This is a genomic window from Streptomyces sp. NPDC015220 (genome assembly GCF_043079345.1).
Taxonomy (GTDB): Bacteria; Actinomycetota; Actinomycetes; order Streptomycetales; family Streptomycetaceae; genus Streptomyces.
Map to the genome: position 1 here is coordinate 966,832 of NZ_JBIBUK010000001.1, position 18,150 is coordinate 984,981.

Annotated in this window: 15 protein-coding genes; 5 read left to right on the forward strand and 10 right to left on the reverse strand. The window is 73.5% G+C overall.

The annotated features are described in order from the left end of the window. The first annotated feature begins 123 nt into the window (after nucleotides 1–123). Both ACF061_RS04460 and ACF061_RS04465 read left to right on the forward strand, forming a co-directional pair. Nucleotides 124–801 carry a GNAT family N-acetyltransferase gene (locus ACF061_RS04460; protein WP_392265276.1) on the forward strand — a complete coding sequence of 226 codons (678 nt, stop codon included), beginning with the start codon at nucleotides 124–126 and terminating at the stop codon, nucleotides 799–801. Then, nucleotides 798–1,418 carry a GNAT family N-acetyltransferase gene (locus ACF061_RS04465; protein ID WP_392265277.1) on the forward strand — a complete coding sequence of 207 codons (621 nt, stop codon included), beginning with the start codon at nucleotides 798–800 and terminating at the stop codon, nucleotides 1,416–1,418. Before ACF061_RS04460 ends, ACF061_RS04465 begins: the two co-directional genes overlap by 4 nt. Before the next feature lie 238 nt (nucleotides 1,419–1,656). On the opposite strand, the gene ACF061_RS04470 is transcribed toward ACF061_RS04465, so the two are convergent. From ACF061_RS04470 to ACF061_RS04490, 5 genes are all read right to left on the reverse strand, one after another. Next, nucleotides 1,657–2,709: a LacI family DNA-binding transcriptional regulator gene (locus ACF061_RS04470; RefSeq protein ID WP_392265278.1), complete on the reverse strand. Its 1,053-nt coding sequence runs from the start codon at nucleotides 2,707–2,709 to the stop codon at nucleotides 1,657–1,659. Nucleotides 2,710–2,940: 231 nt separating this feature from the next. Continuing rightward, on the reverse strand, nucleotides 2,941–4,395 hold the full coding sequence (locus ACF061_RS04475) for a GH1 family beta-glucosidase (protein ID WP_392265279.1): 1,455 nt from the start codon (nucleotides 4,393–4,395) through the stop codon (nucleotides 2,941–2,943). 355 nt (nucleotides 4,396–4,750) lie between these two features. Beyond that, the gene (locus ACF061_RS04480; protein WP_392265280.1) at nucleotides 4,751–5,671 is read right to left on the reverse strand and encodes a carbohydrate ABC transporter permease; all 921 of its coding nucleotides are present in this window, start codon (nucleotides 5,669–5,671) and stop codon (nucleotides 4,751–4,753) included. A gap of 14 nt (nucleotides 5,672–5,685) precedes the next feature. Continuing rightward, nucleotides 5,686–6,678, reverse strand: coding sequence for a carbohydrate ABC transporter permease (locus tag ACF061_RS04485; protein WP_392265281.1), 993 nt, complete (start codon nucleotides 6,676–6,678; stop codon nucleotides 5,686–5,688). A 426-nt stretch (nucleotides 6,679–7,104) separates the two neighbouring features. After that, nucleotides 7,105–8,430: an ABC transporter substrate-binding protein gene (locus tag ACF061_RS04490; protein WP_392265282.1), complete on the reverse strand. Its 1,326-nt coding sequence runs from the start codon at nucleotides 8,428–8,430 to the stop codon at nucleotides 7,105–7,107. Between the two features lie 494 nt (nucleotides 8,431–8,924). Between ACF061_RS04490 and ACF061_RS04495 the strand changes: the two genes are divergently transcribed. Continuing rightward, on the forward strand, nucleotides 8,925–9,995 hold the full coding sequence (locus ACF061_RS04495; RefSeq protein ID WP_392265283.1) for a LacI family DNA-binding transcriptional regulator: 1,071 nt from the start codon (nucleotides 8,925–8,927) through the stop codon (nucleotides 9,993–9,995). A 266-nt stretch (nucleotides 9,996–10,261) separates the two neighbouring features. Further along, complete coding sequence (locus ACF061_RS04500) at nucleotides 10,262–11,686, forward strand: GH1 family beta-glucosidase (protein WP_392265284.1); 1,425 nt, start codon at nucleotides 10,262–10,264, stop codon at nucleotides 11,684–11,686. Between the two features lie 193 nt (nucleotides 11,687–11,879). On the opposite strand, the gene ACF061_RS04505 is transcribed toward ACF061_RS04500, so the two are convergent. From ACF061_RS04505 to ACF061_RS04515, 3 genes are all read right to left on the reverse strand, one after another. After that, on the reverse strand, nucleotides 11,880–13,334 hold the full coding sequence (locus tag ACF061_RS04505) for a cellulose binding domain-containing protein (protein WP_392265285.1): 1,455 nt from the start codon (nucleotides 13,332–13,334) through the stop codon (nucleotides 11,880–11,882). A gap of 183 nt (nucleotides 13,335–13,517) precedes the next feature. Further along, entirely contained in the window at nucleotides 13,518–14,891 is a 1,374-nt protein-coding gene (locus ACF061_RS04510; RefSeq protein ID WP_392265286.1) for a sensor histidine kinase, read from the reverse strand. Further along, complete coding sequence (locus ACF061_RS04515; protein ID WP_392265287.1) at nucleotides 14,888–15,592, reverse strand: response regulator transcription factor; 705 nt, start codon at nucleotides 15,590–15,592, stop codon at nucleotides 14,888–14,890. The genes ACF061_RS04510 and ACF061_RS04515 overlap by 4 nt, the downstream gene beginning before the upstream one ends. Before the next feature lie 193 nt (nucleotides 15,593–15,785). On the opposite strand from ACF061_RS04515, the gene ACF061_RS04520 reads away from it, so the two are divergent. Further along, a complete protein-coding gene (locus ACF061_RS04520; protein WP_392265288.1) occupies nucleotides 15,786–16,346 on the forward strand; it encodes a hypothetical protein in 561 nt (186 codons plus the stop codon). A 175-nt stretch (nucleotides 16,347–16,521) separates the two neighbouring features. Here ACF061_RS04520 and ACF061_RS04525 read toward each other — a convergent pair whose 3' ends face one another. Continuing rightward, nucleotides 16,522–17,391 (reverse strand): spermidine synthase, encoded by an 870-nt coding sequence (locus ACF061_RS04525; protein ID WP_392265289.1) that lies wholly within the window; start codon nucleotides 17,389–17,391, stop codon nucleotides 16,522–16,524. Between the two features lie 179 nt (nucleotides 17,392–17,570). After that, complete coding sequence (locus ACF061_RS04530; protein ID WP_392265290.1) at nucleotides 17,571–17,975, reverse strand: hypothetical protein; 405 nt, start codon at nucleotides 17,973–17,975, stop codon at nucleotides 17,571–17,573. Nucleotides 17,976–18,150: the final 175 nt, after the last annotated feature.

An 18,150-nucleotide genomic window follows, 5' to 3' on the forward strand; every position in this document is an offset into this window, starting at 1 on the left:
CAGATCAGGTCATCGGCCTCTTCCGCGTCCGCCGTCGGCACTGATCCGGGGCGGCCTCGCGGAGCCGTCCGCCGGGGCGGAAAGCAGGGGACAGCGGGCCCGCCGGCCGGAGACACTGCGGGCATGACCGATCATGATCAAGACGTCACCGGCTCCGGATTCCGGCACAAGCCGACGCTGGACGGGGAACTGGTCCTGCTGCGGCCGGTCACGGCGGACGACGTGCCGGCGCTGCTGCCCCTGTTCCAGGACGCGCCGACGATGCGGTTCACCGGCAGCCACGACACGGACCGACCCGACGAGGCGCGGCTGCGGGCCTGGTACGGCTCACGTGCCGAGCAGGACGACCGGCTGGACCTCGCCGTGGTGGAGAAGGCGACGGGGCGGGTCGTCGGCGAGGTGGTGCTCAACGAGTGGGACCCGGGCAACGAGAGCTGCAACTTCCGGACCGTCTTCGTGCCCGGCGCCCAGGGACGCGGGCTCGGGACCGAGGCGACCCGGCTGATCCTCGCCCACGGCTTCGAGCGGCTGGGGCTGCACCGTGTCTCGCTGGAGGTGTACGCGTTCAATCCGCGGGCCCGCCGCGTCTACGAGAAGGTGGGCTTCGTCCCCGAGGGGGTCCTGCGGGACGCGCTGCTGTGGGAGGGCGAACGGGTGGACGCCGTCGTGATGTCGCTCCTCGCACCGGAGTGGTCCGAGCACCGCGGCCGGCCTCGGCTCCGGGCCGGCCGGGAGCCGTCGCGGAACGGCGCACCGGCGATCCACCTGCCCGCGCAGGCCCCGCCGCGCGGTGTCGGATGAGTGCCGAACCGCTCGGCGGCCGCCCGGCCCCGGGCCTCCCGGCCCCGGTCAGCCGTCGTGCCGGGTCGCGGTCGCACCGGCCGCCCGGCACTCCCCTGCGCGCCGAACCCGTCCGTACCGCCCGGCTCGATCTTCTGCCGCTGCGCGTCGAGCACGCCGACGAGATGGCCGGGGTGCTGTCCGATCCGGCGCTGCACGCCTTCATCGGAGGGGCGCCGCTCGGAGTCGCGGAGTTGAGGGCGCGCTACGCGCGTCTGGTGGCCGGCTCGCCCGACCCGGAGGTCCAGTGGTGCAACTGGGTGCTCCGGCTGCGCGCCGACGGCCGGCTGGTCGGGACGGTCCAGGCCACGGTCACCGACGACGGCGACAGCGGTGGCGCGGACGCCGTCGCGGAGGTCGCCTGGGTGGTCGGCACGGCCTGGCAGGGGCGCGGCTTCGCCGCGGAGGCGGCCCGCCGACTGGTCGGACTGCTCGGGCGGCGGGGCGTCGGCACGATCGTCGCGCACATCCACCCGGACCACCGGGCCTCCGCCGCCGTCGCCGGGGCCGCCGGGCTCGCGCCGACCGGTGCGGAGCACGACGGGGAGGCGGTGTGGCGGCTGGTCCTCGGGCGGTGACCGGCGGCGGGGCTAGTGCCGCGGCAGGCAACGTTTGCCCGTCAAGGAGCGGCGCCCGGTGCGTGCTCTCTGGGGGTGCCCCCTGCTCGAAGAGCTCGGGGGAGTGCCGGACGGAAGTCCTCGTACTGGACGTACTTGGGCTTTCGGCTGGTGCGGCGAGTGGGGGTCCCCCCTGCTCGAAGAGCTCGGGGGAGGCGTGCCGGGCGTCGCGACGGGGCGAACGTTGCCTGTTGCGGCACTAGGAGGAGGCGCGCACCACCAGCTCCGTCGGCAGCACCGCGTGCCGGGGTTCCCGGCTCCAGGAGCCCGCCGGGCGACGGTCGGCGATCTCGCTCAGCAGCAGGTCGATCATGGCCCGGCCCATCCCCTCGATGGGCTGGCGGACACTGGTCAGCGGCGGGTCCATGTGGCGGGCGATGGCCGAGTCGTCGTAGCCGACCAGGGCCACGTCGTCGGGGGTGCGCCGGCCGCGCTCGCGCAGCACCTGGCGGGCGCCGGCCGCGGTGACGTCCGAACCGGCGAAGACCGCGTCCAGCCCGGGGTTGTTCTCCAGCAGCCGCGCCATCGCGCGACGGCCGCCCTCCTCGGTGAAGTCGCCCTGTTCGATAAGGAGTTCGTCCGCCGCCAGGCCCGCGTCGCGCAGCGCGTCGCGGTAGCCGGCGACGCGCCGCTGGGCGCCGTAGACGTCCATGTGGCCGGTGATGTGCGCGATGCGGCGCCGGCCGCCCGCCAGCAGGTGTTCCACCGCCGAGCGCGCGCCGCCGTAGTTGTCGGAGTCCACCGAGGTGAGCGTCTCCGCCGCCGAGCGCGGACCGCTGATCACCGCCGGGATCTCCAGCTGGGCCACCAGGTCGGGCAGCGGGTCGTCCGCGTGCACGGACACCAGCAGCACCCCGTCCACCCGGTGCGCGGCCAGGTACTGGGCGAGACGGCGCCGTTCGCGGTCGCCGCCCGCGAAGGTCAGCAGCAACTGCATCTCGGTGTCGGCCAGTTCGGCGCCGACGCCGCGCAGCATGTCGGAGAAGTACGGTTCCGCGAAGAACCGGGTCTCCGGTTCGGGGACGACCAGCGCGATCGCGTCCGTGCGGTTGGCGGCCAGGGCGCGCGCGGCGGTGTTGGGGACGTAGCCGAGTTCCGCGACCGCCGCCTGCACCGCGGCGCGGGTGGCGTCGCTGACCCGCGGCGAGCCGTTGATCACCCGGGAGACCGTGCCGCGGCCCACTCCGGCCCGGGCGGCGACCTCCTCCAGGGTCGGCCGTCTCCCGCCCCGGCTCCGCCCACCGTTGACCATAGTCGCCGCCTTCCGTTCGCAGCCCGTCAGGCCAGGAATGTAACAGCCTGCGCCCGGCCGCCCCCGCCCCCATCATCGCGCCCGTCCGGCCGGGAGGTTCCGCGCCGGGGGCGCGGCGGGCCGCGTGGGGCGCTGCCGGGGTCCCGGCCGCGCCCCCCGGATGTCCCGGCCGGGCGCGCCCGCCCCTCGGGCCGGACCTCGCCGCCCGCGCGGGTCAGGCGTCGTCCGCGCTCACCGGGTGGCCGGGAGGGCGTTGTTCCGGATCACCTCCGCGTACCAGTGGGCACTGTCCTTGGGGATGCGGCGCTGGGTGGAGTAGTCGACGTAGACGGCGCCGAAGCGCTTCGAGTAGCCGTAGGACCACTCGAAGTTGTCCAGCAGGGACCACAGGAAGTAACCGCGCACGTCCGCCCCGTCGGCGACGGCCCGCCGGACGGCGTCCAGGTGGGAGTGCAGGTAGGCGACGCGCTGCGGGTCGTTGACCCGGCCCTCGGGCGAGACGTAGTCGTCGAAGGCGGCGCCGTTCTCGGTGACCATCAGCGGCAGGCCGGGGTGCGACGCCGCCAGGCCGGTCAGCAGGGTGTGCAGGCCGGAGGCGTCGATCGCCCAGTTCATCGCCGTGAGATCGTCGTTGGCGAGGTGGAAGGCGATGTGGTCGGAGCCGGTCCACGGCGAGTGGTCGCTCGCGCCGTGGCCGTCGTTCTTGGTGGTGCCGGCGCCGTCGGCGGGCTGCGAGACCACGGTCGGCGAGTAGTAGTTGACGCCGAGCACGTCGATGGGACGGGAGATCTCGGCCAGGTCGCCGTCGTGCACCAGCCGGTCCCAGTCGACGAGGTGCGCGGTGTCGGCGCGCAGGTCCTCGGGGTAGGCGCCGTCCAGGATGGGGCCGGTGAAGATCCGGTTGCCGACCGCGTCGATGCGGCGGGCGGCCTCGGCGTCCTCGGGGCTGCCGGTGAGCGGGCGCACCTGGTGCAGGTTGAGGGTGATGGAGGTCTGCGCGGTGGCCGGCAGCACCGAACGCAGCACCCCGATCGCCTTGCCGTGGGCGAGGTTGAGGTGGTGCGCGGCCCGCAGGGTGGCGGCCGGGTCGGTGCGGCCCGGGGCGTGCACGCCGGAGCCGTAGCCGAGGAAGGCGCTGCACCAGGGCTCGTTGAGGGTGGTCCACACGCCGATCCGGTCGCCGAGGGCGCGGGCCATGATGTCGGCGTAGTCGGCGAAGCGCTCGGCGGTGTCGCGGTGCGGCCAGCCGCCCGCGTCCTCCAGTTCCTGGGGCAGGTCCCAGTGGTAGAGGGTGGCGACCGGGGTGATGCCCGCCTCCAGGAGCTCGTCGGTCAGCCGGCGGTAGAAGTCCAGGCCGCGCTCGACGGCGGGCCCGCGGCCGGTGGGCTGGACCCGGGACCAGGAGACGGAGAAGCGGTACGCCTTGAGGCCGAGGTGCTTCATCAGCGCCACGTCGTCGCGGTACCGGTGGTAGTGGTCGGCGGCGATGTCACCGGTGTCGCCGTTGCGGACCTTGCCGGGGGTGTGGCTGAAGGTGTCCCAGATGGAAGGGGTACGGCCGTCCTCGGCGGCGGCGCCCTCGACCTGGTAGGCGGCGGTGGCGGCGCCCCAGACGAAGTCCGTCGGGAAGGAGGAAGAGGTGTCCGAGGCCGACTGGGCAGTGGTCTCGGGTCGTACGGCGGTCATGGTGAGAACGCTCCCAAGGTGGCGTGAGGAAGGGTCGGACAGTGGTCCGGCGGGTGGGGGGAGGGCCGGGGCGCGGGGGTGGGCGCTCCGGCCCGCGGGGTGTCGCGCCCGGGACCCCACGGCGTGGGCGCCCGGGTCCGGTACGGCCCTCGTGCGGGCCGTACCGGACCGGATGGCCGGCCGGCGTGCGGGGCGGCATGGTGTTCGCCGGCCGGGTGTGCGGGGCGGGCGGGACGGGCCCGACGGCCGGTCCGCCCGCCGGACGGGACGGGCCCGACGGCGCGCCCTCGGAGGGCGGTCCGGCGCGAAGGGGGCCGTGCCGGTCGGCCGGCCCGCCCGCGTCGGCGGTTCGGCGTCAGCCCTTGACGGCGCCCGCCATGATGCCTCCGACGATCTGCTTGCCGAAGATCACGAAGACCAGCAGCAGCGGCAGCGTGCTGATCAGCGCTCCCGCCATGATGATGCTCTGGTCGGGGGTGTAGGAGGCGCTGAGCTGGCCGAGGGCGACCTGGAGGGTGGGGTTCTCCTGGTTCAGCGCGAGGAAGGGCCAGAAGAAGTCGTTCCACGCCTGCACGAAGGTGAGCATGCCGAGCACCATCATCGCGGGCCGGGCCGCGGGCAGGACCACGTTCCAGACGATGCGGATGTTGCTCGCCCCGTCCACCTTGGCCGCCTCGATGAGCTCGTAGGGCAGGGCCTCGATCAGGTACTGGCGCATGAAGAAGACGCCGAACGCGCCGACCAGGGTCGGGAAGATCACCGACTCCAGCTTCCCGCCCCATCCGATGTCGGACATCATCATGAACAGCGGGACGACGCTGAGCTGCGGCGGGATGGTCAGGGTGGCGATGACGGCGGTCATCAGCACGTTCCGGCCGCGGAAGCGCATCTTGGCGAAGGCGTAGCCGGCCAGGGTGCAGAAGAACAGCGTGGCGGCGGTGATGCAGCCCGCCACGATGACGCTGTTGACGATGGCCTTGCCCAGGTTGGCCTGGTCCCAGGCCGCCTGGAGGTTGCTCCACAGTCTGCCGCCCGGCAGCAGCGGAGGCGGGTCGTCCAGGACCCGCTGCTGGTCGTTGGAGGCGGCCACCAGCGTCCAGTACAGCGGGAAGACGGAGCCCAGGCCGACGACGATCAGGGCGATGTAGGTGAACGGGCCGCCCTTGAGCTGCTGGCCGGCGCCGATCTTGAAGCGGTTCCCGCCCTTGCCCGGGGTGGCGGGGAGCGGTGCCGGGGCGAGGCCCGGCGCGGTCTTGGCGGGACTTGTCGTGGTCATCGATATCGCTCCCGTCAGGCCGCGCTCTTGCGCATGAACCGGCCGACGATCCAGTTGATCAGGGCGATGAGCAGCAGCAGGACGAGCATCGCCCAGGCCACGGCCGCGGCCGGGCCGAGGTGCTGGAGCTTCCAGCCGTAGTTGTAGAGGTAGATGCTCAGCGTCTCGTACTGGTGCTCGCTGCCGCCGACGGAGCCGAGGGTGCCGCCCTGGAGCAGCAGCGGCTCACCGAACAGCTGCATAGAGCCGATCGTCGAGATGACGATGGTGAACAGGATGGTCGGCCGCAGCGAGGGGATGGTCACCTTGCGGAACTGCTGCCAGCGCGAGGCGCCGTCGATGGAGGCGGCCTCGTACAGGTCGCTCGGCACGGCCTGCATCGCGGCCAGGTAGATCAGCGCGTTGTAGCCGGTCCAGCGCCAGATCACGATGACCGAGATGGCGATCTTGGAGGTCCACTCCCCGTTGCCCCAGTCGATGTTGCCGGCGCCGAAGAAGTGCAGCACCCAGTTGAGGAAGCCGCCGTCGGCGCGGAAGACCAGGGCGAAGACCAGGGCCGCGGTGGCGACCGAGGTGGCGTAGGGGGTGAGGATCACGGTCCGCCAGAACGTGCTGGCGCGCAGTTTGTAGTTGAGCAGGTGGGCCAGGCCCAGGGCCACGAGCAGCTGCGGAACGGTGGAGATGACGCCGATGATGAAGGTGTTGGCGACGGCCGTCCAGAACTCCGAGTCCTGGAGGATCCTGGTGAAGTTGTCGAAGCCGACCCACTCGGACTGGTTCAGGCTCGTCATCTCCACCCGGTGCAGCGCGATCCAGCCGGTGTAGAGGAGGGGATAGAGCCCGAAGGCGCCGAAGACGAGGAAGAAGGGGGCGATGTAGGCGTACGGCGACGCCTTGTCGTCGAAGCGCCACAGCCGCGAGCGCCACTTGCCGGGTCCGTTCGACGCGGCGCCCGCGCCGCCGGGCGGCGGTGTGTAGGCGCCCCGTGTGGGGGTTGTCGTTGCCACGGAGGGAGTCCTTCCCTGGAGGTTTAGGCCGGGTACGGGGCGGGAGGCGAGTTCAGGGGCCGGGCGCCCGTCCCGCCGCTCCCTGCGCGGATCGACTTCGGTGTCGAGCGGCCCGTGCCACGGCCTGACGTGCGTGTGGGGCCGGGCCCGGCCGCCGGACACCGGGTCCGGCCGGCCGGGCGCCGGCCCGGGGCTCGGTGCCTGCCACGGCTGACTCCGCATAGCCCCGGCCGGCTCGGTGCCTGCCTGTCCGACGATTCCCGCCAGGCGCCACGGGCCTGGCGGAGATCGCCGGGCAGGGTGTGGCCCTGCCGCGTGCTTTCGTGCTGGTCAACGGCCCCGCGCCCGCGGCGGGAGCCATCGTGCGGCTCCGCGCGCGGGCGCGGTGCGGGCGGCCGGTGGAGCCGCCCGCACCCTGGGCGGTCGTCAGCCGATCGCCTTGTCGATCGTGTCGGTCGCGGCCTTCCACGCCTTGTCCTGGCTGGTGCCGCGCTGCTCCATGTTGTTGATCTGCGTGGAGATCGTGTCCTTGATCACGCCGTCCTTCGCGCCGAGCACGGCCTCGGGGATGGACTTGGCCTCGTCGGCGTAGATCTGGCCGATCGGGGCGTCGCTGAAGTACGGGAGCTTCGCCGTCTTCACGCTGGCGAGCTCGTAGGCGCCCTTGTTGGACGGGAAGACACCGACCGCCTTGAACACCGCGGCCTGCTGCTCGGGAGCCGTCAGCCACTTGACCAGCTCGGTGGCCTCCTTGACGTGCTTGCCGCTCTTGGGCACGGCCAGGAAGGAGCCGCCCCAGTTGGCGGCGGTGGTGCCGGGCGCACGGGAGATGTCCCACTTGCCCTTGTAGTCGTCACCGGAGTAGGTCGCGATCTGGGCGGCCATCCAGGCCGGACACACCATGGACGCGATCTTGCCCTTGCGCAGCGCGGCCTTCCACGGGTCCTGGAACTGGGCCAGGCCACCGCTCAGCTTCTTCGACGCGGCCTCGGCGGCCAGGTTCCAGCCCTGCTTGACGGAGTCGCTGTCCTTGTAGACGGCCTTGCCGTCCGCGTCGTAGTACTGCTTGGCGGAGGAGCTGACGACCGCGTTGTACATCGCGCTCGCCGAGTCCATGAAGTAGGTGCCGGAGGGGGCCTTCTCCTTGTACTGCTCGCCGAGCTTGAGGTAGTCCTCCCAGCCGCCCGCGACCGCCTTGGCGACGGCCTCGCGGTCCGTCGGCAGACCCGCCTTCTGGAAGAGGTCCTTGCGGTAGCACAGGGACATCGGGCCGATGTCGGTGCCGGCGCCGATGACCGTGCCGTCCTTCGCGGTGGCCTGCTTCTCCTTCCAGGAGACCCAGTCGCTCACGCTGATGGACTTGCTCAGGTCCGCGAACTTGCCCGCCTGGGTGTCCACGACCTCCTTGATGCGGCCGACCTCGATGCCCGTGACGTCGCCGAGGCCGCTGTTCGAGTTCAGCTGCTGAAGGAGCTTCGGGTAGTACTGCTGCTCGTCGGCGGTGGTCTCTTCCTTGACCGTGATGTTCGGGTGGAGCTTGTGGTACTGGTCGAACAGGCCGGCCTCCTTGTAGCCGAACTGCCCGAAGTCGGCCAGCTTGAGGGTGATGTTCCCGTTGGAGTCCGAGGCGTCCGAGTCGCCGTCGTCACTGCTGCTGCAGCCGGTCAGCAGCAGGGCAGAGGCCGTCAGGACCGTCGTGGTCAGGACCGCTGCTCTGCGGCCACGACCGCCGCCGGTACGGGTGATGCGCATTCCACTACTCCTTGTTCCAGTGGGGAACGGGACCTCAGGAATCGGGCCGCCGGGGTTCGACGGTCCGGACCTGCCCTCTCGGTTCGAGCAGCGGCCATGCCACAGCACTCGTCGTGCGGTGAAAAGGTGCTGGTCAACGGTGTGCCATGCGAGATAGAGGGAAGGGCCCATGGTGTTTTGGTCCACACGGGAGAGAGTCCCGGAACTCCGTGGGACCGCTCCCACGCGGCATGACCGGAAGACTCGTGGTTGCCGGGCCAGGTGTCAAGACTTGAAAACGGCGTTGTTGCGCAAGCGTGTTCAGCGCGTCACGTGAACGTGTCTGGAACCCGGGCGTCACACGCCGGACATCATCCCGCCCCGTACAGGATTCCCGCAGGTCACAGCCGCGTCCATGGCCCAGGCCACATCCTCGCGGCCGGCCGCGGGGCGGTCGCCGGATTTTTCTGGGCCAGAATGAGGCCACCCCCCACTGACCCGCCGGAAGGTGAACGATGAGCCCTGCCGAGCAGTCGCCCGAGGACGCGGACGTCCGGCGCCCGGCCCGGAACGCGGACGTCCGGCGCCCGACCCTGAACGCCGTGGCCGCGCGCGCCGGCGTCGGCCGCGGCACGGTCTCCCGGGTGATCAACGGCTCCCCCAAGGTGAGCGACCGGTCCCGCGCGGCCGTGGAGCGGGCCATCGCCGAACTCGGCTACGTCCCCAACCGCGCCGCCCGCTCCCTGGTCACCCGGCGCACCGACTCCGTCGCCCTGGTCGTCCCCGACGCCGAGACCCGGCTCTTCTCCGAGCCGTACTTCTCCGGGATCATCCGGGGCGTGTCCGCCGGACTCGCCGGCGCCGGGATGCAGTTGCTGCTCGTCCTGGCGCGGGACGAGAAGGAGTACGCGCGGCTCGCCACGTATCTGTCCGCGCAGCGGGTGGACGGCGTACTGATGATGGCGGTGCACAGCGACGACACGCTGCCCGACCGGCTGGAGGAACTCGCCGTGCCGACCGTGCTGGCCGGCCGGCGCGGCCACCGGGAGCGGCTGGGGCACGTGCGCGCGGACAACAGCGGCGGCGCCCGGGCCGCGGTGCGCCATCTGCTGGCGGCCGGCCGCCGGGCCATCGGAACCATCACCGGGCCGCTGGACATGGACGTCGCCCAGGACCGGCTCGACGGCTACCGCGAGGCGCTCCGGGACGCGGGCGTCGCCGTCGACGAGGAACTGATCGCCGACGGCGACTTCACGGAGGAGGGCGGCCGCGCCGCCATGCGCGACCTGCTGCGCAGGCGCCCCGGCCTCGACGCCGTCTTCGCCGCCTCCGACGTGATGGCCTCGGGCGCCGTACTGGAACTGCGCGCCGCGGGCCGGCGGGTACCCGACGACGTCGCCGTCGTCGGCTTCGACGACTCCATCGTGGCCCGGCACATCGATCCCCCGCTGACCAGCGTGCGCCAGCCGCTCGAGGAGATGGGCCGCACCATGGCGCGGCTGCTGCTGGACGAGATCGCCGACCGGGGCGCCGGCCACCGCGAAGTGGTGCTGCCGACCCAGCTCGTGGTGCGCGAGTCGGCCTGAGCGGATCCCTCCGGGCCACACCCTCCCCGGGTCCCGTTACTTCGCGGCGCCCGCAGCGCCGGGGCGCCGAAGCGCGGCACCGGCCGGAACCTGGCGCCCGGGACCGGCCGACGCCCGGTTCAGCCCCGAACCCGGTCCGGCCGCCCTCGCGCCCCCTCACGCCCCCTCGGTCCGATACTCGCACCGCCGTTCCCGACCACCCCCCTTTCGCCGTGGGAGCGCTCCCATGCATAATGGGGCCCACTCGACCCCGTGGGAGCGATTCCATGCCCGAACCGTTGACCGTGTCCTTCCCGCCCGCCTTCCTCTGGGGCGCCGCCACCTCCGCCTACCAGATCGAGGGCGCGGTGCGGGAGGACGGCCGTACCCCCTCGATCTGGGACACCTTCAGCCATACGCCGGGCAGGACGGCCGGCGGCGATACCGGTGACATCGCTGTCGACCACTACCACCGCTACCGCGACGACGTGGCGCTGATGGCGGAGCTGGGCCTGACCGCCTACCGCTTCTCGGTGTCCTGGCCGCGGGTGCAGCCCACCGGCCGGGGTCCCGCCGTGCAGATGGGCCTCGACTTCTACCGCCGGCTCGTCGACGAACTGCTGGACCACGGGATCAAGCCCGCGGTCACCCTCTACCACTGGGACCTGCCCCAGGAGCTGGAGGACGCCGGCGGCTGGCCGGAGCGGGAGACCGCGCTGCGCTTCGCGGAGTACGCGCGGATCGTGGGCGAGGCGCTGGGCGACCGCGTGGAGCAGTGGATCACGCTCAACGAACCGTGGTGCAGCGCCTTCCTGGGCTACGCCTCCGGAGTGCACGCACCCGGCCGCACCGAGCCCCTGGCCGCGCTGCGCGCCGCCCACCACCTGAACCTCGCCCACGGCCTGGGCGCCCAGGCGCTGCGCTCGGTGCTGCCGCCCCGGAACTCGGTCGCGGTCAGCCTCAACTCCCAGGTGATCCGCCCGCTCTCGCAGCACCCGGCGGACCTGACCGCGGCACGCAGGATCGACGACCTGGCCAACGGCGTCTTCCACGGCCCGATACTGCACGGGGCGTACCCGGCCACGCTGCTGGAGTCGACCTCGTCGATCACCGACTGGTCGTTCGTCCTCGACGGCGATCTGCGCGACATCAAGCAGCCGCTGGACGCGCTGGGCCTCAACTACTACACGCCCGCGCTGGTGTCGTCCGCGCGGACGGCGCCGGCGGGCCCGCGCTCGGACACGCACGGGGAGAGCGCCCACTCCCCCTGGCCGGCCTCGGACGACGTGGTGTTCCACCAGGTCCCGGGCGAGCGCACCGACATGGGCTGGACCGTCGACCCGGACGGTCTGCACGAGCTGATCACGCGCTACGCCCTGGAGGCGCCCGGACTGCCGCTCTACATCACGGAGAACGGCGCGGCCTACGACGACAAGGTGGACGACGACGGCCGGGTGCGCGACCCGGAGCGCGTGGCCTACCTGCACGACCATCTGGCGGCGGTCCGCCGGGCGATGGCCGACGGCGCGGACGTCCGCGGGTACTACCTGTGGTCCCTGATGGACAACTTCGAGTGGGCCTACGGCTACGGCAAGCGGTTCGGCGCGGTCCACGTGGACTACGCGACGCTCGCCCGGACCCCCAAGTCCAGCGCCCTCTGGTACGGGAAGGCGGCCCGCAGCGGGCAGTTGCCACCGGTGGACGCGGTCTGAGAGGACCTTCCGGAGAGGTCCCCCGGGGAGGCCGGCCGACGGGGGCCGGCCGAGGGGACCGAACGACGGGGTGGGGTGCGGGGCGCGGCACGCGGAAATCGGAGGGGAGTGCCGCGCCCCGCGGGCCCGGGCCGGGACCCGCCCGGGCCGGGACCTGCTGGGGGCCAGGTCCTGTCGCGGGTACTCCGGCCGGTCAGCCGAAGGTGCCGAACGCCTTCGAGAAGGCGTAGCGGTCCTGGGTCACGGAGCTGCAGGTCGCGTCGGCGGTGGGCTTGGCGCCGCCGGCGCACTGCTTGTCGCGGGTGGCGGACCACATGGAGAGCCAGCCGAGGCCCTTGGACTTGGCGAAGTTCACCAGCTGGGTGGCGTCGTCGACCTTGAAGACCTCCGAGGAGACGTCGTTGACGCCGATCATCGGGGTGACCGCGACCGTCTTCCAGGCCGCGCTGTCGGACAGCGCGAGCACGCTCTTGATCTGGGCCTGGGTGGCGGTGGCGGCCTGCTCGGCGTAGGTGCCCATGTCACCGCTGTAGGAGGCGCCGTAGTCCATCGCCATGATGTTGACGGTGGAGATCTTCACTCCGTTGGACCGGGCGTTGGAGAGCAGGTTCACACCGTCCTGGGTCAGGCCCTCGGGCATGACGGGCAGGGTGAAGGAGACGTCCAGGCCCGGGTGCTGCTGCTGGAGCTTGGCGACGGCCTGGGCGCGGCGGGTGTTGGCGGCCGTGTTGGGCAGCGCGCCGCCCTCGACGTCGAAGTCGACCTTGGTGAGCTTGTACTGGTCGACGGCCTTGCCGTAGGCCGCCGCCAGCGCGTCCGCCGAGGAGCAGGTGGTCGCCAGTTCGGAGCCCGAAGCGCCGCCGAAGGAGACGCGCACGTCGCCACCCTTGGCGCGCAGCGCGCCGATCTGGGCGGCCACGGCGTCGCTCGCGAGATCGGTGACGCCGCCCCACTTGGGGGTGCAGCCGCCGCCGTCGGTGACGAAGGCGAGGTTGTAGTTCTTCACACCGGTCGCGTCGGCGCTCGCCAGCAGGTCGAAGGCCGGGTAGAGGGAGGTGTCGACGTAGGGCGCGAAGCCGGCGCTCGTGGTCGTGCCGGTGCCGGTGCTCTGCGAGGCGGTCGGCGTCGGGGTGGCGGTGGGCGTCGGGGTACCGGTGGCGGTGGGGGCCGGCGTGGGGGTCGCGGTCTGCGTCGGCCGGCCGCTGGGCTCCGGGGTCGCGGTCCCGTCGGCGGAACAGGGGGCGTCGTCGATCCGGCAGCCGGTCGGGTCGCCGGCGCCGTTGACCACGAAGCCGACGGTGACCGACTTGCCGGGGGCGAGCCCGGCGGTGTCCCACTTGGCCGGCTTCACGGTGACGTGCCGACCGCTGACGCCGGCCTCGCCGTTCCACAGCGAGCCGAGCGTGGCGCCCGCGGGCAGGTCGAACTCCAGCGTCCAGTCCTTCTCCGTCCGGCCGCTGTCGTTGGTGACGACGTACTGCCCGGTGTAGCCGGTCGACCAGTCGCTGGTCCTGGTGTAGGCGGCGCCCACCCCGGCCGCCTGCGCGGTGGCGGTGAACAAGAACACCCCGCCGCCGGCCACGGCCGCCGCGACGAGGCCGCCTATCGCCTTGTTCCTGCCACTGATCCTGCGCCGGTGCGTGCTCATCGTGCCTGCCTTCGCTGTTCACGGGGGGTGCGGTGCGGCAGCACGCTAGCGGTCCGGAACCGGGCGATCCGCCCTATCCGGGCGGGCGTTGGGTCTCTTAGGGTGCGCTTAAGGAAGGCATCGGGGACGGTTAAAGGTCGGGGCCGGCGCGGGGCCCGGAGCGGCCTCTCCCGCCCGGCGCCGTCACTTCGCCGCCAGGCGCCCGCGCCGCCGTACCGTTCCGCGGTGGCCGCCGCGTACGGGTCGTCGGCCGTCGAGCTGGAGCCAGACGCGCACCTCCGTGCCGCCGAGCACGGAGGAGCCGATGCGCACGTCGCCGCCGGTCGACTCCGCGAGGCGCCGCACGATGTCCAGGCCGAGCCCGGTGGAGCCGTCGGCGCCCGAGCCCCGGCCGCGGGCCATGGCCGCATCGGGGTCGGCTATGCCGGCTCCCGCGTCGGAGACGAGCACGATCACGGCGTCGTCGCCGTTGTGCACGTCGACGGCGAACGCCGTGCCCTCGGCGGTGTGCCGGAAGACGTTGCCGAGCAGGGCGTCCAGCGCGGCGGCCAGGTCCGCGCGGGCCACCGGCACCCGCACCGGCCGCTCCACCCCGGCCAGCCGCCACTCGCGGCCCTCGTCCTCGGCGAGCGCGGACCAGAACGCCATCCGTTCACGGACCACCTCGGCCGCGTCGCAGCCGGCGCCCGGACCGACGGCGGCCGTCCGCGGCTTGGCCTCCCGGGCGGTACGGATGATGGTGTCGACCTCGCGCTCCAACTGGGCCACCGCGGCCCGGGTCTGGTCGGCGGCCGGCCCGTCACCGAGCGAGGCCGCGTTCAGCCGCAGCACGGTCAGCGGTGTGCGCAGCCGGTGCGACAGATCGGCCGCCAGCTCCCGCTCGTTGGCGAGCAGTTGTACGACCTGGTCGGCCATGGAGTTGAACGCGACCGCGGCGAGGCGCAGTTCGGTCGGGCCCTCCTCGGGCACCCGGGCGCCCAGTTCGCCCTCCCCCAGCTCCCGCGCGCCCTCGACGAGCCGCCGCGCGGGCCGCACCATCCGTACGCCGAGCCGGTCGGCGACGGCGACCGAGCCGACGACGAGGGCGGCGCCCACACCGGCCAGCACCGCCCAGGCCGTGCCGACGCCGTTGCTGACCTCGGTCTCGGGGACGTACACCTCGACGACCGCGATCGCGCCGGAGCTGAGCGCGACCGGCTGGAGCAGCGCGGAGCCGCCGGGCACCTCGGTGGTGGAGGCGCGGCCCACTCTCCGTACGGTCGCGACGTCCGGGTCGGCGGCGCGCCGGCGGCCGATGTCGACGGCGGCCTTGCCGTCGACCGCCGGTATGTGCACGGCCATCTGCGCGTCCGAGCCGGCCGAGGCGACGACCCGCTCCAACTCGTCGCGCTCGGTGGTGATGGACAGCGCGGGCGCCACGGCCGCCGCCCGGCGTTCGGCGTTGGAGAAGGCACGGTCCCTGGCCATCTCCTTGACGACCAGCCCGAGCGGGACCGCGAAGGCGACCACGACCATCGTGGTGACGGCGAGGCAGACCTTGACCAGTGCCCATCTCATCGTCCCGGCTCCGCTCCCGGCGGCTCCAGCTTCACGCCGACGCCCCGCAGGGTGTGCAGATAGCGGGGCCGGGCGGCGGTCTCCCCCAGTTTCCGGCGCAGCCAGGACAGATGGACGTCGATGGTCTGGTCGTCGCCGTACGACTGCTGCCACACCTCGGCCAGCAGCTCCCTGCGCGCCACGACGACGCCGGGCCGGCCGGCCAGGAAGGCGAGCAGGTCGAACTCGCGGCGGGTCAGGTCCAGTCGTACGCCGTCCAGCTCGGCCTGGCGGCGCAACGGGTCCACGGTCAGGCCGCCGACCCGGAGGACGGTGCAGGGCGCGGCCTCGGCGGATCCGGAGCGGGCCCGGCGCAGTACGGCGGCCATCCGCGCGGACAGGTGCTCGACCGAGAACGGCTTGGTCAGGTAGTCGTCGGCACCGGCGTTGAGCAGCCGGACGATCTCCGCCTCGTCGTCCCGCGCGGTGGCGATGATGACGGGGACGTCGGTGATGCCACGCAGCATCTTCAGGGCCTCGGAGCCGTCCAGATCGGGCAGCCCGAGGTCCAGGACGACCACGTCGAAGCGGATGTGGGCGACCTCGCGCAACGCCTCCAGCGCCGTGCCGACGCTGCGCACGGTGTGCGAGGCGTCGGTCAGGTGCCGGATGAGCGCCGAGCGCACGAACTGGTCGTCCTCGACCACGAGCACACTTGCCATGCGCCGCACCGTACGCCACGCGCGCGGAGCCGGTGCGGGCCTGTGGACAACTCCGCCCGGCCCCGGCCGTCCGGGACCGGCGGGCCGTGGCCGGCGGGCCGTGGCCGGCGGGCCGTGGCCGGCGGGGGGGGACGACCTCGCCAGGAGCGCCTCGCGGCGACACGGGTGAGGGGCGTGCGGCAGTATGACCGCGATGCACAGAGGACTCATACACGTTCTGGCGTGGTCGCTCGCCACCGGAGCGGCGGTCACCTTGTCGTGGTGGGGCGTCCACACCGTGATGGCGGGCACGGCCTACGACCCGCCGCGCGCCCTGCCGATCACGGCGGCCGGGGAGGGCACGCGGGAGCCGGAGCCGCTCACCTCCGCCACCGGTCGGGCGGCCCCGTCGCCGAGCCGGCCGGCCACGCCGGTCAGGCCGGCCGAGTCGCCCCGGACGCCGTCCGCGCCCCGTTCCCCGCGGTCCTCGCAGTCCTCGCAGTCGCCGCCGTCCGCGCCGACGGTGAGCCCCGGCTCCTCCCCCACCGCCTCCGGCCGGGTGCGGAGTTACGACACCGACGGGGGCCGGGCCGTCTTCGACCTGGGCCCGGCCGCCGCGACCCTCGTCTCGGCCACGCCGGGCACGGGCTGGTCGATGCAGGTGTGGAAGACGGCGGCCTGGATCCGGGTGGAGTTCACCTCGGGCACGGACCGGGTGTCCGTGTTCTGCACATGGCACGACGGACCACCGCGGGTGGAAGTGGGCAACTACTAGGAGCGGGCCCCTCCTTCGCCGCCGTCGCCCGTGCCGTCCCTCGGCGGTCGTCCCGCCCGGCCGACCTCCACGACCGTCGCGCCACGCGGCCCCGGCGACCGCCGTGCCCGGGCGTGCTTCGCGACCCGCGGCGGCCGGGCCGGTGGCCGCCCAAGGGCCTTGCCCGCCTTCGGCGTCAGTGGAAGACGGAGGGCGGCGGGGCCGGGGAGGCGACGGCCGCGGCGTCCGGCACGGGGGCGGCGCCGCCCGTGAAGTCGAGGAGCGCGCGGCCGTGTTCGACCCGGCCCGGATGCGGGTCGGAGGCGGCCCGCCGGGTCAGTTCGGCGACCGGCAGCGGGAGGTCGGAGGCGACGAGGACCGCGTTGCCTAAGCGCTTGCCGCGCAGCACCGCCGGGTCGGCCACCAGCGCCAGTTCGGCGAACCGGGCGGCGGCGGTGGCGATCTGGCCGCGCAGGTGGGCGAGCGGCGGCCCGTCGGCGAGGTTGGCGGCGTAGACGGCGCCGGGCCTCAGCACCCTGCGGACCTCGTCGAGGAACTCCACGGAGGTGAGGTGGGCGGGCGTCCGGGCCCCGCTGAACACGTCCGCGACGACGAGGTCGGCCCAGCCGTCCGGCACCTTGCCGAGCCCCTCGCGGGCGTCGGCGGAGCGCACCCGGATCCGGGCGCCGGCGGGCGGCGGCAGCTCCCGGCGGACGAGTTGCACGAGAGCGGCGTCCCGTTCGACGACCTGCTGGGTGGAGCGGGGCCGGGTGGCGGCGACGTACCGGGCCAGAGTGAGCGCGCCGCCGCCGAGGTGGACGGCGTGGACGGGCTTCCCGGGCGGCGCGACGAGGTCGATGACGTGCCCGAGCCGCCGCTGGTACTCGAAGGAGAGATACGCCGGGTCGTCGAGGTCGACGTAGGACTGCGGGGCCCCGTCGATCAGCAGCGTCCAGCCCCTCGTCCGCTCCCGGTCGGGTACGAGCCGGGCCAGGCCGCCGTCGACCTGCTCGGTCACGGCTTCGACGGCTCCGCGCTCGTGGCGGGGGTTTCTGGACCTTCCCATGGACCCATTGTCGCAAGCGGTCCCGGGGGCGCCCCGCGGGCCGTGCCCGCCGCGGACCGCCCGGGCCGGTCCCGCCGGTCCGCACCACCCACCGGCCCGCACCACCCACCGGCCCGCACCACCGTGCGGCCGGTCTCGGCGGCTCGCGCGCCGTCGGTGGCGTCGACGCCTTCGTGGCGTCAACGGCAGCTGTCCGCCGCCTCGATCAGCCGGGCGGCCTCGCCCAGCGCGCGCCGCAGCACCGCGGGGTCCGTCGCGGGGTCGGCCTCGTCGGGCGGGAGCAGCCAGTCCGAGCCCTCCACCGGCGGCTCGGGCGCCAGGCTCAGGCCCCGGCCGTCCGTCCCGGTGCAGGTGCTCCCCGGTACGTCCCACGCCGCGGCCGTGCCGGCCGGCACCACGAACCCGAGCGTGTCACCGCCGTCGTCGTGCAGCACCGGGCCGACCGCGTCCCCCGCCCCGCGGCGCAGGATGTCGACGGCCTCCAGTCCCTGCCGGGCCGGCACCGTCACCAGGTCGCAACCGGCGCCCGACGGCGGCGGACAGGGATCGGCGCTCCGGCTGGTCTGTGTCCCGGCCTCCACCACGGATACCCCTCCTCGTGAGCGAGTGGGCGGGAGTCGGCGGCTCCCGGTCCACGGGGTCCAACGCCGCGACTCGTCAACGGCTACGGCCGAAGTCAGCCGCAAAGGATGGCAGTTCATGGCAGATCACGGATGGGATATCCGGTTTGTAGCCAAACACCGCGTGGCGGACCGGGCA

Bases quoted from the DNA above. Each gene is read 5' to 3' on its own strand.
- ACF061_RS04460 (WP_392265276.1), top strand. From the start codon at position 124: ATGACCGATCATGATCAAGACGTCACCGGCTCCGGATTCCGGCACAAG.
- ACF061_RS04465 (WP_392265277.1), top strand. From the start codon at position 798: ATGAGTGCCGAACCGCTCGGCGGCCGCCCGGCCCCGGGCCTCCCGGCC.
- ACF061_RS04470 (WP_392265278.1), bottom strand. From the start codon at position 2,709: ATGGTCAACGGTGGGCGGAGCCGGGGCGGGAGACGGCCGACCCTGGAG.
- ACF061_RS04475 (WP_392265279.1), bottom strand. From the start codon at position 4,395: ATGACCGCCGTACGACCCGAGACCACTGCCCAGTCGGCCTCGGACACC.
- ACF061_RS04480 (WP_392265280.1), bottom strand. From the start codon at position 5,671: ATGACCACGACAAGTCCCGCCAAGACCGCGCCGGGCCTCGCCCCGGCA.
- ACF061_RS04490 (WP_392265282.1), bottom strand. From the start codon at position 8,430: ATGCGCATCACCCGTACCGGCGGCGGTCGTGGCCGCAGAGCAGCGGTC.
- ACF061_RS04495 (WP_392265283.1), top strand. From the start codon at position 8,925: ATGAGCCCTGCCGAGCAGTCGCCCGAGGACGCGGACGTCCGGCGCCCG.
- ACF061_RS04500 (WP_392265284.1), top strand. From the start codon at position 10,262: ATGCCCGAACCGTTGACCGTGTCCTTCCCGCCCGCCTTCCTCTGGGGC.
- ACF061_RS04505 (WP_392265285.1), bottom strand. From the start codon at position 13,334: ATGAGCACGCACCGGCGCAGGATCAGTGGCAGGAACAAGGCGATAGGC.
- ACF061_RS04510 (WP_392265286.1), bottom strand. From the start codon at position 14,891: ATGAGATGGGCACTGGTCAAGGTCTGCCTCGCCGTCACCACGATGGTC.
- ACF061_RS04515 (WP_392265287.1), bottom strand. From the start codon at position 15,592: ATGGCAAGTGTGCTCGTGGTCGAGGACGACCAGTTCGTGCGCTCGGCG.
- ACF061_RS04520 (WP_392265288.1), top strand. From the start codon at position 15,786: ATGCACAGAGGACTCATACACGTTCTGGCGTGGTCGCTCGCCACCGGA.
- ACF061_RS04525 (WP_392265289.1), bottom strand. From the start codon at position 17,391: ATGGGAAGGTCCAGAAACCCCCGCCACGAGCGCGGAGCCGTCGAAGCC.